Below are 13,622 nucleotides of genomic sequence, written 5' to 3' on the forward strand. Positions count from 1 at the left end.
CATGCCCCACACCTACATCACCGATGGCGCCGAGATTTACCGCCAATCATTTGCCACTATCCGCCGCGAGGCATCGCTGGCGCGTTTCACGCCCGAGGAAGAGATCGTCGCCGTGCGTATGATCCACGCCGCTGGCATGGTGGGTCTTGAGGAGTTCGTGCATTTTTCAGGGGGTATGGCCATCGCTGCGCGGGCCGCGCTGGAAGATGGTGCGCCGATCCTGTGCGATGCCTATATGGTCAGCGAAGGCGTCACCCGCAAACGGCTGCCGCGTGAGAACGAGGTGATCTGCACCCTGCGTGACCCCCGCGTGCCCGACATGGCCAAACAGATGTCAAACACCCGTTCCGCTGCCGCGTTAGAGCTGTGGCGTCCGCATCTGCAAGGCGCGGTTGTCGCGATCGGCAATGCGCCCACTGCCTTGTTCCATCTGCTCAATATGCTGGAAGACCCCGACTGCCCGCGCCCTGCCGCGATCATTGGCTGCCCCGTCGGCTTTATCGGCGCTGCCGAAAGCAAGGACGCGCTGATGGAGGCACCGCCCGTGCCCTCGATGATCGTAAAGGGCCGCCTTGGCGGGTCGGCGATGACCGTGGCTGCGATCAACGCACTTGCCAGTAGGGTGGAATAAGCGATGGGAAAAGTAATCTGCGCAGGCCTTGGCCCCGGTGATCCCGACTTGATAAGCGTCAAGTCCGACCGCACCATTCGCGGTGCCCGCCACCTTGCCTATTTCCGCAAGAAAGGCCGCCCTGGTCAGGCCCGCACTATCGTGCGTGACATGCTGCGCGACGATGTGATCGAATACCCGATGGAATACCCCGTCACCACCGAGCTGCACTTTGACTCGGACGCTTACAAACAGCTGATGATCGATTTCTACGCCGAATGGGCGGACAAGCTGGACGCGCTGGCGCAGGATCACGAGGTTGTCGTGCTGTGCGAGGGTGATCCGTTTTTCTATGGCTCGTTCATGCATCTGCACACCCGCCTTCAGGGCCGTGCCGAGGTCGAGGTGCTGCCCGCCATCCCCGGCATGGTCGGTTGCTGGAACGCGCTGGATATGCCGTTCACATGGGGTGATGATGTGCTGAGCGTGCTGATGGGCACGTTGCCGGACGCGGACCTGATTGAACATATGGGCCGCGCCGATGCGCTGGTGATAATGAAGACAGGCCGCAACCTGCCGCGGGTGCGGGCGGCGCTGGCGCAGACTGGTCGCTTGGATGATGCGTGGCTGGTCGAAAAAGGCACCATGCCGCAACAGCGCATCGCCAAGCTGGCGGATGTCGCAGATGACGACTGCCCCTATTTTGCGATTGTTCTGGTACACGGGCAGGGCCGCCGCCCCGAAGCAGACGGATGAGCGGCTGGATCAGTATCGTAGGGCTTGGCCCCGGACGCGAGACGCTGGTGACACCCGAAGTGCGCGAGGTGATCGCGCAGGCCACCGACATCATCGGCTACATTCCTTACGTCAAACGCATCGCTCCGCGTGCGGGTCTGACCCTGCATGCAACAGATAACCGCGTCGAGATTGACCGCGCCACCCATGCCCTGACCCTTGCGCAGCAGGGCGGGCGGGTTGTCGTCGTCTCGTCCGGTGATCCGGGTGTCTTCGCGATGGCCTCGGCGGTGTTCGAAGCGTTCGAAGCGCAGCCGCAGTTTGCGGATGTCGACATCACGGTGCAGCCTGGCATCACCGCCATGCTGGCCGCCGCCGCTGCTGCTGGCGCGCCTTTGGGGCATGATTTCTGCGCGATTAACCTTAGCGATAATCTCAAGCCGTGGGAGGTGATCGAACATCGTTTGCGCATGGCGTCGCGCGGCGATTTTGCGATGGCCTTTTACAACCCCCGCTCCAAATCGCGGCCGCACCAGTTCGGGCAGGCGTTGGGGATTCTGCGCGAGGAATGCGGCCCCGACCGTCTCATCACCTTTGCCCGCAACGTGAGCTACAAAGACCAGCGGCTGAATACCGTCACACTGGGTGAGGCGACCGAAGAGATGGCCGACATGCGCACGGTTGTCTTGATCGGCAATTCCGCGACACGGCGCGTGGGGCGATACGTCTATACCCCACGCTCGGCGTTATGACCCAGCCAGCGCAAAACACTCTGGCTATCTGCGGCGGTTTTGGCGCGGGGCAGGGTGGGACGGTCGATCATGATGACGGTCAGGCCCAACTGCCGCGCAGCCGTAATCTTGGCCGCAGCGCCCGCGCCGCCCGCGTTCTTCGCCACGATGCAGTCGATACGGTGTTTGCGCAGCAGGGACGTGTCGCCCGCCACATCAAACGGTCCTCGCGCAACGACGACGCTATGCTTGGGCAGGGCGATCGGGTCTGTTGGTTCATCCACCAATCGCAGCAGATAGTGATGCTGGGGCTGGCGCAGCAACAGATCCACATGCATCCGGCCAATCGCCAGAAAAACGCGGGAGGGGATGTAGGGCAAGGCATCACAGACGCTCTCGATATCGGGGACGTGCAGCCAGTCATCGCCGTTTTGCGCCTCCCACGCGGGACGCTCCAAGCGGACCAGCGGCAGGCCCGTGGCGGTGCAGGCGTCATGGGCGTTACGGCTCATCTGCGCGGCAAAAGGATGGGTGGCGTCAACGACATGGGTGATGTGCGCTGTACGCAAGTAGTCGATCAACCCTTCCATGCCGCCAAAGCCACCAACCCGCGTCTCGACAGGCTGCGCTATGGGCGCATTGGTGCGGCCCGCGTAGGAAAAAACAGTCTCTATTCCAGCGGATTCGAGAGCGCGAGCCAGTGCGCTGGCCTCGGTTGTGCCACCCAAAAGAAGGACGCGCATGGTGGATGATCCCTGGCTCAGCATTATCGGTCTGAATGAGGATAGCCTTGACGGGCTGCCGCCTGCAAGCCGTGCGGCACTGGACGCGGCCGATATCGTGTTCGGCGGCCCGCGCCATCTGGCGCTTGCGCAGGTCGGAGCGCGGGGCAAGCCATGGCCGGTGCCGTTCTCGACCGCGCCCGTGTTGGCCTGTCGGGGTCAGCGTGTTGCGGTGCTGGCGTCTGGCGATCCGTTCTGGCACGGCGCGGGTGGCAGTCTGGTGCGCGACCTGAAACAGGGTGAATGGCGCGTCTATCCCGCGCCCTCTACCTTTACGCTGGCCGCCGCTGCCCTTGGCTGGCGGATGGAGGAGATCACCTGCCACGGATTGCACGCCGCCCCGCTTGCGCGGCTTTATCCAGTACTTGCCCCCCATGCGCGAATGATCTGCCTGATGCGCGACGCGGATGCCCCGCAAGAACTGGCTGATTGGTTATGCACTGTCGGCGCGGCCACCGCGCAATTGACCGTGATGGAGCGGTTGGGTGGCCCACACCAGCGCCTGCGCGAAACCTCGGCCGAGGGATTCGAACTGACTGATATTACGGCACCCGTTACCGTGGCCGTCGCCTTGCCCGCAAACGTCGGAGTGTCGCGAGCGTCGGGCCTGCCCGATGACAGCTTTGCCCATGACGGCCAAATCACCAAACGCCCCGCCCGTGCCCTGACGCTCAGCGCGCTTGCGCCGCGAGGGGGCGAGATGTTGTGGGATATTGGCGCGGGGTCTGGCTCTATCTCGGTTGAGTGGTGCCTTGCGGGCGGGCGTGCGATTGCGTTTGAGCAGCACGTATCGCGGGTCCAGAATATTGCGGCCAATATTGCGACCTTCGGGCTGGATCACCGGATGCAGGTCGTTCAAGGCGTGGCCGCCGACACCACCGTTGATCATCCTGTTCCTGACGCCGTCTTTATCGGCGGGGGCGCCAGATTGCCGTTGTTAGAGACGCTTTTTGCGCGACTGCCCAAGGGCACGCGTTTGGTCGTAAACGGTGTTACGCTGGAGACCGAGGCATTGCTGGCGCAGATGCACAGCCACAAAGGCGGCACGCTGATGCGTTTTGACATCGCCCAAGCCGCCCCTCTGGGGCCGATGCGCGGCTGGTCCGCCACCCGGCCCATCGTACAATGGAGCGTGGTGCTATGAGGGTAGTTGGCATCGGATTTCGCAGCGGTGCGGCGATGGCGTCTTTGCAGGATGCAATGACCCGCGCGATCGAGTCTGCGGGCGGCCAAGCGCCCCAAGCGCTGGCCACTGAATCCGCCAAGTCCCGCGCACCGGTGTTTCGCGAATTGGCGCAGGCGCTGTCTCTGCCCGGTCTGGGCGTGCGCAGCGATGATCTGGCGACGATGATCACGCCGACCCAATCGCAGCGCATCCTCGACCAATTCGGCACCGGCAGTTTGTGCGAAGCTGCGGCTTTGGTTGCGGCAGGCCCCGACGCGGTGCTAGTTGCACGGCGTGTCGTCTCGGGCGATGGTATGGCGACGGCGGCGGTGGCCGATGTGCAAAAGGAAACGACGTGACAGTTCATTTTATTGGCGCAGGGCCGGGGGCGGCTGACTTGATCACCTTGCGCGGGCGCGACCTGATCGCGGCGTCGCCTGTGTGCCTCTATGCAGGCTCGCTGGTGCCCGAAGGCATTCTTGATCACTGTCCCGAAGGTGCGCATATCGTCAACACGGCCCGCCTGTCGCTGGACGAAATTATGGACGAGATTTCAGCCGCCCATGCCGCCGGCCATGACGTTGCCCGCATCCATTCGGGCGATCTGTCGATCTGGTCCGCCATGGGCGAACAACTGCGCCGCCTGCGTGCGCTGGACATCCCCTATGACGTGACCCCCGGCGTGCCCAGCTTTGCCGCCGCCGCTGCCACGCTTGCCTCCGAACTGACGCTGCCTGACATCGTGCAATCGGTCGTTCTGACCCGCACCTCTGGCCGCGCCACGGCTATGCCCGAGGGCGAGACGCTGGCGAATTTCGCAGCCACGGGGGCCACCTTGTGCATCCACCTGTCCGTGCATGTGCTGGAGCGTGTGGTGGAGGAATTGACCCCCCATTATGGCCCCGACTGCCCCGTCGCCGTTGTCTGGCGCGCCAGTTGGCCGGATGAGCGCGTGGTGCGTGCCACGCTATCCACCCTGCAAACAGCGATTGGCGAAGAGATGGCGCGCACCGCGCTCATCCTTGTGGGTCACGCGATTGGCGCGGAAGATTTCGGCGAAAGCAGGCTCTATGCAGGCGATTACGACCGCCGTTTTCGCCCTGTGGGCACTGCACCCAGATTTCCGGAGGACGCCGAATGATACCCGCAGGTTTGATGATTTCGGCCCCTGCATCGGGGACGGGCAAGACGACACTGATGCTTGGCCTGCTGGCCGCGTTCCGTGCGCAGGGCGTCACGGTGCAGCCGTTCAAAAGCGGGCCTGATTATATTGACCCTGCGTTCCACACTGCCGCGTCGGGCCGCGCCTCGTTCAATATCGACAGCTGGTCGATGGAGCATGAGCGGATCGCGGGCATGGTCGGCAATGCACAAGGCGCTGACCTGATCCTTGCCGAAGGGTCGATGGGCCTGTTCGACGGTGTCGCCATTCAGGGGGCCTCGGGCAACGGGGCAAGCGCCGACATCGCGGCGCATATGGGCTGGCCCGTGGTGCTGGTGCTGGATGTCTCGGGTGCGGCGCAATCGGTGGCGGCCACAGCTCTGGGTTTCAAAATGATGCGCCCTGACGTGACGCTTGCGGGTGTCGTGCTGAACCGCGTCGCCTCCCCGCGTCACGAGGCATTGGTCCGTGTCGGGATGGAGCAGGCGGGCATCACTGTGCTGGGCGTGCTGCCCCGACGCGCTGAAATGGCCCTGCCCGAACGCCACCTTGGTCTGGTTCAAGCGGGCGAGCAGGAAAACCTCGACGAGGTGCTGGCAGAGGCAGGCGCCTTCGTACGCGAACACGTCGATCTGGACGCCCTGCGTGCCGCGGCCATGGGCGCACGCGCCAGTGTAACACCACCCGCCAAAATCGTCCCCCCCGGTCAGCGCATCGCCTTGGCACAAGACAATGCTTTCGCCTTTGTCTACCCGCACCTCCTTGCGGGATGGCGCGCGGCAGGGGCCGAGGTGTTGCCCTTCTCTCCACTGCAAAACGAAGCCCCCGACGACAGCGCAGACATATGCTGGTTGCCTGGCGGTTACCCCGAATTGCACGCAGGCACGCTGGCCGCGGCAGACACTTTCCGCAGCGGCCTGCAACGCTTTGCCGAAACCCGCGCCGTGCACGGCGAGTGCGGCGGCTACATGGCGCTAGGCGCAGGGCTGATCGATAAGGAAGGCACGCGGCACGAGATGGCAGGCCTCTTGGGGCTGGAGACTTCCTTTGCCAAACGCAAATTCCACCTCGGCTACCGTCGCGCCACGCTCGAAGCCGCCATTCCGGGGGCGGAGGCTGGCGCACACCTGCGCGGCCACGAATTCCACTACGCCACCATCACCTCGGAGCCGGACACCGCACTGGCCCGCATCACAGACAGCAACGACCTGACCGTCCCCGAGACGGGCACCTACCGCCGCACCGAAGGCGGGGGCCAAGTGTCTGGCACCTTCTTCCATCTGATCGCCGCAGGCGCATGAGCGGCTTCGTCTCCTTCGTCTCGTCTGGTCCGGGTGACCCCGAGCTGCTGACCGTCAAAGCGGTCAAGCGGTTGGAGCAGGCGGATGTCGTCTTGTTCGATGACCTGTCGTCCGGACCAATCCTAAGCCACGCCCGCGACGGTGCGGACCTGATCGGCGTTGGCAAACGGGCAGGCCGCCCCTCGCCAAAACAAGACCACGTAAGCCGCGTGTTGGTCGATTACGCGGCGGCTGGCCTGAATGTCGTGCGCCTGAAATCTGGCGACAGCGGCATGTTCGGCAGGCTCGAGGAAGAGATCACCGCCCTGCGCGCTGCAAGTATCGCGTTTGAGATTATCCCCGGCGTCACAAGCGCCTCTGCCGCGGCAGCAACCGCAGGCATCCCGCTCACCCGCAGGCTCACCGCGCGACGCGTGCAGTTCATCACAGGCGCGGATGTGACAGGTGATCTGCCCGCTGATGTGAACATGGCGGCCCTTGCCGACCCGCTGGCCACAACCGTCGTCTATATGGGCAAACGTACCTTCGCGGGCCTCGCCGCACGGCTGATCGAACACGGCCTGCCCGCAGATACCCCCGCCATGCTGGCCGAGGCCGTATCAACACCTTCAGAGCGACTCGAGCGGTTCACCATCGAAACCCTTGCCGCCCACCTCCAGGAACTGAAAAGCGGCACGCCTGCCCTCATCTTCTATGGCCCCCTCGCGGAGCCAGAGCCGTGACCCTTTTCATTTGCGCCACATGCACCCCTGACAGCATGGGGTTTATCGCCCAAGCCCGCGATGCCCTGCCCACGCTCGACATCACGCCCGTTGATTGTATGTCAGGCTGCGCCCGCGCCCAAACCGTAGCCTTCCGCGACACCGGCAAAACCGCCTATCTGTTCGGAGAGATCACACCAGCCGATTTTCCCGAGTTGGAGACGTTTTCAGCCCTCTACGCAGCCTCCCCCGATGGCACATTCCCCGACGCCCGCGCGCTCGGCTCGCTCCGTTTCAAAGCCATCGCACGGATCCCCGCATGAGCTTTCATCTTACCCTGATCGGCATAGGCACCGGCAACCCCGAACACCTGACCCTGCAAGCCATCCGCGCCATGAACGCCCAAGACCTGATCCTTGTGCCACATAAAGGGGCCGGAAAGGACGATCTGGCCGCCCTGCGCCGCAGCATTTGCGCAGAAGTCATCACTAACACCACAACCCGCATCGCTGAATTCATCCTCCCCACCCGCAACGAGGCGACCCTCGACTACCGCCAGCGCGTGGACGACTGGCACAATGAAATAGCCGAGGTCTGGCAAAGGGAAATCACCGCCAATGGGGCACCGCAAAACGTGGCCCTGCTGGTATGGGGTGACCCGTCTCTCTATGACAGCACCCTGCGGATTGCTGCACGGCTCACGCCTGCGCCGGACATCACCGTCATTCCTGGTATCACATCGCTGCAAACCCTTACTGCAGCCCACGCCACTGTCCTCAATGAAATCGGCGCACCCTTCATCGTCACCACAGGTCGCCGCCTGCGCGACGAAGGCTGGCCCGAAGGCGTCGATACAGTCGCAATCATGCTCGACGCAGGCAGCGCCTTCACGGCCATTCCGCCCGAAGGCATCCACATTTGGTGGGGCGCCTATGTCGGCATGAAAGAGCAAATCATCATCGAAGGCCCCCTGTCGCAAGTCGCGGATGAAATCACGAAAACCCGCGCCAAGGCGCGCGCCAATCACGGCTGGATCATGGACATCTACCTCATGCGCAAAGGCTAAAGCGCAGGGCGCAACCGCGCCTTCTTTATTTTGCCCTTAAACTCAATCCCGCACCCACGACTGGCACCGACAGATCCTATTCCGGATCAACCCGCCCCCGCATCGCCTTCACTTCCCCACGCACCTTCTTCGCCTTCAGGCGCCGCTTCTTTGATCCCAGCGTAGGGCGTGTCGCGATCCGGCGTTTCGGTGGTGTGACCGCTTGCAGGATCAAGTCTTTCAGCCGCTCTCGCACCAATTCCCTATTGCGTGCTTGGCTGCGGGTTTCGTCGCATTGCAACACCAGCGCCCCTTCGTTGGTCCAACGCCGCCCCGCCAACCGTCGCAACCGGTTCTTGATCGGCAAAGGAAGCGAGGGCGACGTGGCTGCCTCGAACCGCAACTCAACCGCCGAAGAGACTTTGTTCACATTCTGCCCACCCGGCCCCGACGCCCGCATAAAGCTTTCGGTCAGTTCCCAGTCCTGCAATGTGATGGCATCGGTGATATACAACATGGCATCAATCATAGCGCTCAGACCGCAGAGGTGAAGAGCACATAGCCCCGAACGCGAAAAGGGCCGCCCTGCAACAGGACGGCCCAATCGAATTGTATAGGAGGCGGGATCGGTTAGACCGATGGCCCACTCCGGATTTCAAATCACCAGGGGCTGCCCTAGCAAACGACCTCCAAAGCTGTTCCGACACCTCTCTCCAGTACCGTTCTTGACACTAGATCACCTCCTTTGCATTTGTTGAACTCACCCTGAGGGTTGCACAGGATTGCCCAATCGCAAAGCACTATTTCCAGGAAATTGCGGACAGATGGCCGCAGCTGCCTGATTAAGCAGCACGCAGCCGTGCGGTGATGATGCGAAACGGGACAAGCGCCAACAGCGCAAGCGACAGTTTCACAGCCCAGTCGGCAACAGCAAGCGATACCCACAGCGGCGCGGCGGGGCCCATGCCCAACAGCGGCACAGCTTCGGCCGCCCATGACACATCCGTTGCAGGATGCACAAACGACAGCGCACCGGAGAATGCGATGCTAAAGAAAATCACAGTGTCCACCGTGCTGCCCACAAGGGTCGAGACAAGCGGCGCTTTCCACCACGCGCCATTGCGCAGCGCGGCAAAGATGCCAACGTCCAGCATTTGCGCGACCAGAAATGCCAGCCCCGATCCGATGGCGATGCGCAGGGTCACAAGCGGGCCGAACTCGCCCATAATTTGCGTCCCGATCAGCGAGCAGATGATGCCCACCACAAAACCCACCAACACCACGCGGCGTGCAGCGGCAGTGCCGTAAACGCGGTTCATGATGTCAGTGACCAAAAAGGCCAGCGGGTAGGTAAAAGCCCCCCACGTCAGCCAGTTCCCATACAGAAACTGAACAAGGATATTCGAGGCCACAACGATGGCGGCCATGGCAATGATGCCAGGAAGATGTGTGCGTGTCATAATATAAAACCGTTTTTTGCAAGGGTGCGGCGACTTGGCCTGCGGGGATCGCAGACAGGCGTGCTTTAGGCGCGATTGCCGCAACTGGCAAGCCTATTCCTTGACGCGGTACTCAACGATCTGTGTGCGCAGGATCCGCATAAAGTTATCATCCGAGATCATCGTGATGTGCATCGTGCCGCTCGGGTCGTCCCAAACGCTGATGCCTTCAAGGTTGTCAAACCGCGCAGGAAGCGTCTTGAGCATCGTGTATTCCCGCGGTGCAACGCCGCCCAACTCAAACAGCCGCACGCGACTGCGAAAGCCCAGCGGCGTGGTTGCCCGCTCCAACACCCACAGGCGGCCTTTGCTGTCAAAGTCAGCGCCCACTGGCACAAAGGGGCCGCGCTGGGGCAGACGGGCGGCCACGGTCCAATTGCCGCCGCGATAGGCATAGAGCGGGAAGGGCGCGCCGTTTGCGGGTGCTTTCTCGGTCAGGGCATAAAGCGTGCTATCAGGGCCAACAGCCAAGGCCTCAACGCCCGAATTCGGGCCCACTTCGTTCTTGAACGGCAGGTTGATCTGACCACGGGTGCGGCCATTATCCAGATTGGTTGCCATGATCCGGTGGCGATGCTCGAACGAGATATGCGTGCGGCCTTGCGCGTCAATCGCCAGCCCTTCGGCGTCGCTGGCCTTTTTCCGCAACCGCCCGCCCGAAGATTTACTGAGCCGTCTGGACGTGTCGACATAGACGCTGTCGATTTTTCCCCGCTTGCGTTGTAGCGTCGCCTCGACCAATTGGCCGCGGTCGCTAATCACGGTCATTTCGGTGCCGTAGCCGGTGATCTCGATCCCTGAAAACCCGCCGAACCACGGCGCGTCGATCTTCCAGCGCATAACGCCATTCTTGCGCAGCTTGGGGTCTGCCAAGGCGCTACTGCACAGGCAAATCAGGACGATCGCAAGCCGGATCAATTGGCGTCAAGCACGGGTTGGCACTGGGCAGGCAAATCGGCCAGCACCAGCTCGCGCCGCTTTTTGCGCGGGGCGGCAGGCTTTTTGGTCTTCGGCTTTGGCTTGGCCTTTGGCGGGTTCAGGATGTTGGCCTGCCATTCACGTGCATCTGCGCAGCCGTCCCCTGCGGGGGGCGGGTTCTGGTCACGGCACCCGCGCGCGCCTTTGGGACAGGCAAGGCGGACGTGAAAGTGGTAGTGATGCCCGTACCAAGGACGGATTTTCCGAAGATAGCTGCGGTCGCCGCGCTCATCGTTACACATTTGCACCTTGGCACCGGGAAAAACAAAGATACGCGCTGTGCGCGGGTCTTTGGCGGCGGCCTTGATGATGTTGTGATGGGACCGCGTCCACGCGTCGTTCACATAGGCCCCCTTGGCGCGGCGGGTCGAGATAGACGAGATATTCTCGCGCTGCTTGCGCGTCAGGCTCAGCGAGGTGGGCGGCAACATCCAGATGTCCGCATCCAGACCGATCTGGTGGCTGCGGTGTCCCGTCAGCATGGGACCGCCACGCGGCTGGCTCAGATCCCCGATATACAGACCGTTCCAGCCTGGTTGCTGGGCGGCGACCTGACTAAGCTTGGTGACCATGTCGATCAATTCGGGGTGGCCCCAGTTGCGGCCCCGCGACAGGCGCATCGCCTGCCATGTCGGACCCGTTTCGGGCAGCTGCATCCCGCCGGCCAAGCACCCTTTGGCATAGCTGCCGTGCGGCGCGGGCGATTGCGGGGAGCCGCTGGATTTGGTGCCAAACAATTTCTTCGCCTGAATGTTTGCACGCGGACCTGCCAGCTCACCTATGGTGGGCAGCTCGGCCTTTTGGGATTTAGAGCCGCTGATATCACGCGCACCGCCACAGCTGGCGACAAGAATGCTCAGCGCGGAAATGGTCAGTAGCTTTCTAAGGTTCACGACTCGAAATCCCCTTTTGGTTTTACCCAGAATAACAGAACCAGCCCAATAATAAACAGCCCAACAACAGGGCTTACGCCCAGCCGCTGACTGCCGGTCATCTGGCTGGTCAGGGCGATCAGGGCCGGCGCCAGAAACGACGTCGCCTTGCCCGACAGCGCATAAAGCCCGAAGGCTTCGGTCATGCGGTCGGGGTTGGCTTGCCGCGTCATCATATTGCGCGAAGACGCCTGAAGCGCGCCCCCCGCCGCACCAATCACAGCGCCCGCGATAAAGAAGGTCACATCGGGCATGGTGGACCCTTCGGCGATGGGGATAAACAGGATCGCTTCGGGTGTGATTGTCACGATCAAAAGCGAGACGAAAGCCAAGGCAATAACGCAGAAAACGATCACGGGCATCGGGCCAAGCCAGCGGTCCACACGTCCCGAAATCCAGCAGAAAACGGCACCTGCAATGATGGCAACGATGCCGAAAATCCCCACTTGCGTCACGCTCCACCCCAGCACGCCGACAGCGTAGATACCGCCGAATGTGTAGAGTCCGTTCAGCCCGTCACGGTAGAACATCGACGAACCAAGGTAAGCCATTAGCGAAGGGTGGTTCGGCAGGCCGCGTAGTGTCTTTCCCAAGGCGCGCATACTTTCGCCGATCACCAGTTTCGAGGCACCTGTTGTGGCGCGGTCACGGGTATAAAGGAAGAAGGGGATCATAAAGACGGCGAACCAGATCGCGGTCAGCGGTCCGACGATTCGGGTGTCTTCCTTGGTCACCGTGTCCATTCCCAACAGTGGCGTCAGCCCTGCCATTGTGGTCCCCGACGCCGTCGCCTGAAACAACAACAGCATAATCACCAGCGCCACCAACCCGCCTACGTAGCCAAAGGCCCAGCCCGATCCCGATATGCGGCCCAGCTCGGCGGGGTCATCATCAAGTTCAGGCAGATAAGAGTTGGTAAAGATCGTCGCGAACTCCATCCCGATCAGACCGATGCCAAAGAAGAACAGCGTAAACAGGACCGAGAAATCGTCAGGCGCGCTCCACCACAGCGCGCCTGAGCCAACAAAGTACATCGCCGAGAACAGCCAGATCCACGGCAGCTTGCGCCCCGAGTTATCGGCAATCGCACCCAACAAAGGTGCCAGCAGCGCAATCGCGATCCCCGTCGCAGCCAGACCCCAGCCCCACGTGGCTTGGGCTTGGGCACGGGCGGCTTCATCCGCCATGCCCTCTGCGATCAGGTTACCCGTCAGTGTGGCGGTAAAGTAGGGGCCAAAAATAAAGGTCAGGATGAGCGTATTATACGGCTGGCTTGCCCAATCGAAAAAATACCACCCCCAGATGCGCTTGCTCTGTGTGATCTGTGTCATGCCCGTCTCTCCCCCGTTGTCTGGTATCATAGAGCAGGCGACCAGCGTCAGCGCAACAGATTAGTCCTGCATGGGCGGCCAAGGCCGCAGGTCTTCGGCCACGGTCCATTCCTTTATCCAGTCGGGCATCGGGGGCGATACCTCGTCGGATTTGCCCAAAGCGGCCAGCACTCGGTCAGGGCGTACCAGACCCTTTTTGTCCGTCACGGCGGCGCGGTAAAGAACATGGCTGGCGCATTCGCCGTCCCGCTTCCACATGGATTGCTCAAGATACATGAATTTGTCGTCCCAACAGACCGCTCGGCTGCGCACTTCGAACCGTTCGAACCCGCGGATGCGGCGGCGGAACCGCACGTGACTGCCTGCCATCGTCAGGCCCCAGCCGTTGGCGCGGATCACATCAATTAATCCCACGCGCATTGCCATCGCGCTGCGCCCCAGATCATACAGCGTCAGCGCCCGCCCGTTGTTCAACTCAAGAAACACATCCAGATCATGCGGCCAGCAGCGGTGCTGCGTCACATGCGTTTCGAAAAACGTAGCAAAGCGGGGCTGGCGGCTGGCCAGCCAGACGTCTTTGATCAGGCGGATAAACGGGAACATGGGGCACTCCTTCTGCGCCCCTGAATTGACGTTTGGCCACGCTGCGT

General features: G+C 62.2%; 17 protein-coding genes. 10 read left to right on the top strand and 7 right to left on the bottom strand.

Annotation, left to right across the window (positions count from 1 at the left end):
- The first annotated feature begins 1 nt into the window (after position 1).
- The 3 genes from ABMC88_RS08440 to cobJ are packed head-to-tail and all read left to right on the top strand — an operon-like array spanning position 2 to position 2,097.
- Complete coding sequence (locus ABMC88_RS08440; RefSeq protein WP_349576423.1) at positions 2-631, top strand: precorrin-8X methylmutase; 630 nt, start codon at positions 2-4, stop codon at positions 629-631.
- A 3-nt stretch (positions 632-634) separates the two neighbouring features.
- The gene (locus ABMC88_RS08445; RefSeq protein ID WP_349576424.1) at positions 635-1,366 is read left to right on the top strand and encodes a precorrin-2 C(20)-methyltransferase; all 732 of its coding nucleotides are present in this window, start codon (positions 635-637) and stop codon (positions 1,364-1,366) included.
- Positions 1,363-2,097 carry a precorrin-3B C(17)-methyltransferase gene (cobJ, locus tag ABMC88_RS08450; protein ID WP_349576425.1) on the top strand — a complete coding sequence of 245 codons (735 nt, stop codon included), beginning with the start codon at positions 1,363-1,365 and terminating at the stop codon, positions 2,095-2,097. Before ABMC88_RS08445 ends, cobJ begins: the two co-directional genes overlap by 4 nt.
- Here cobJ and ABMC88_RS08455 read toward each other — a convergent pair.
- On the bottom strand, positions 2,073-2,819 hold the full coding sequence (locus tag ABMC88_RS08455) for a cobalt-precorrin-6A reductase (RefSeq protein ID WP_349576426.1): 747 nt from the start codon (positions 2,817-2,819) through the stop codon (positions 2,073-2,075). The genes cobJ and ABMC88_RS08455 overlap by 25 nt on opposite strands.
- Before the next feature lies 1 nt (position 2,820).
- Between ABMC88_RS08455 and cbiE the strand changes: the two genes are divergently transcribed.
- Genes cbiE through cobF form a run of 7 tightly spaced genes read left to right on the top strand, consistent with a single transcriptional unit; the run spans position 2,821 to position 8,253 of the window.
- Positions 2,821-4,002 carry a precorrin-6y C5,15-methyltransferase (decarboxylating) subunit CbiE gene (gene cbiE, locus ABMC88_RS08460; protein ID WP_349576623.1) on the top strand — a complete coding sequence of 394 codons (1,182 nt, stop codon included), beginning with the start codon at positions 2,821-2,823 and terminating at the stop codon, positions 4,000-4,002.
- A complete protein-coding gene (locus ABMC88_RS08465; protein ID WP_349576427.1) occupies positions 3,999-4,382 on the top strand; it encodes a cobalamin biosynthesis protein in 384 nt (127 codons plus the stop codon). Before cbiE ends, ABMC88_RS08465 begins: the two co-directional genes overlap by 4 nt.
- Positions 4,379-5,164, top strand: coding sequence for a precorrin-4 C(11)-methyltransferase (gene cobM / locus ABMC88_RS08470; protein WP_349576428.1), 786 nt, complete (start codon positions 4,379-4,381; stop codon positions 5,162-5,164). Before ABMC88_RS08465 ends, cobM begins: the two co-directional genes overlap by 4 nt.
- Positions 5,161-6,486 carry a cobyrinic acid a,c-diamide synthase CobB gene (locus tag ABMC88_RS08475; protein WP_349576429.1) on the top strand — a complete coding sequence of 442 codons (1,326 nt, stop codon included), beginning with the start codon at positions 5,161-5,163 and terminating at the stop codon, positions 6,484-6,486. The genes cobM and ABMC88_RS08475 overlap by 4 nt, the downstream gene beginning before the upstream one ends.
- Entirely contained in the window at positions 6,483-7,208 is a 726-nt protein-coding gene (cobA, locus tag ABMC88_RS08480; protein WP_349576430.1) for a uroporphyrinogen-III C-methyltransferase, read from the top strand. Before ABMC88_RS08475 ends, cobA begins: the two co-directional genes overlap by 4 nt.
- Positions 7,205-7,510, top strand: coding sequence for a DUF1636 family protein (locus ABMC88_RS08485; RefSeq protein WP_349576431.1), 306 nt, complete (start codon positions 7,205-7,207; stop codon positions 7,508-7,510). Before cobA ends, ABMC88_RS08485 begins: the two co-directional genes overlap by 4 nt.
- Complete coding sequence (cobF, locus tag ABMC88_RS08490) at positions 7,507-8,253, top strand: precorrin-6A synthase (deacetylating) (protein WP_349576432.1); 747 nt, start codon at positions 7,507-7,509, stop codon at positions 8,251-8,253. The genes ABMC88_RS08485 and cobF overlap by 4 nt, the downstream gene beginning before the upstream one ends.
- A 76-nt stretch (positions 8,254-8,329) precedes the next feature.
- Here the strand turns inward: cobF and arfB are convergent, their stop codons facing one another.
- The 6 genes from arfB to ABMC88_RS08520 form a co-directional block, all read right to left on the bottom strand.
- A complete protein-coding gene (arfB, locus tag ABMC88_RS08495; RefSeq protein ID WP_349576433.1) occupies positions 8,330-8,749 on the bottom strand; it encodes an alternative ribosome rescue aminoacyl-tRNA hydrolase ArfB in 420 nt (139 codons plus the stop codon).
- 325 nt (positions 8,750-9,074) lie between these two features.
- Entirely contained in the window at positions 9,075-9,692 is a 618-nt protein-coding gene (locus ABMC88_RS08500; protein WP_349576434.1) for a queuosine precursor transporter, read from the bottom strand.
- Positions 9,693-9,785: 93 nt separating this feature from the next.
- On the bottom strand, positions 9,786-10,604 hold the full coding sequence (locus ABMC88_RS08505; protein ID WP_349576435.1) for an esterase-like activity of phytase family protein: 819 nt from the start codon (positions 10,602-10,604) through the stop codon (positions 9,786-9,788).
- A 41-nt stretch (positions 10,605-10,645) separates the two neighbouring features.
- A complete protein-coding gene (gene mepA / locus ABMC88_RS08510) occupies positions 10,646-11,602 on the bottom strand; it encodes a penicillin-insensitive murein endopeptidase (RefSeq protein WP_349576436.1) in 957 nt (318 codons plus the stop codon).
- A complete protein-coding gene (locus tag ABMC88_RS08515; protein ID WP_349576437.1) occupies positions 11,599-12,972 on the bottom strand; it encodes an MFS transporter in 1,374 nt (457 codons plus the stop codon). Before ABMC88_RS08515 ends, mepA begins: the two co-directional genes overlap by 4 nt.
- Positions 12,973-13,032: 60 nt before the next feature.
- Positions 13,033-13,575, bottom strand: coding sequence for an acyl-CoA thioesterase (locus ABMC88_RS08520; protein WP_349576438.1), 543 nt, complete (start codon positions 13,573-13,575; stop codon positions 13,033-13,035).
- Between the last annotated feature and the right edge of the window lie 47 nt (positions 13,576-13,622).

This window comes from Sulfitobacter aquimarinus (assembly GCF_040149565.1).
Classification (GTDB): domain Bacteria; phylum Pseudomonadota; class Alphaproteobacteria; order Rhodobacterales; family Rhodobacteraceae; genus Sulfitobacter; species Sulfitobacter aquimarinus.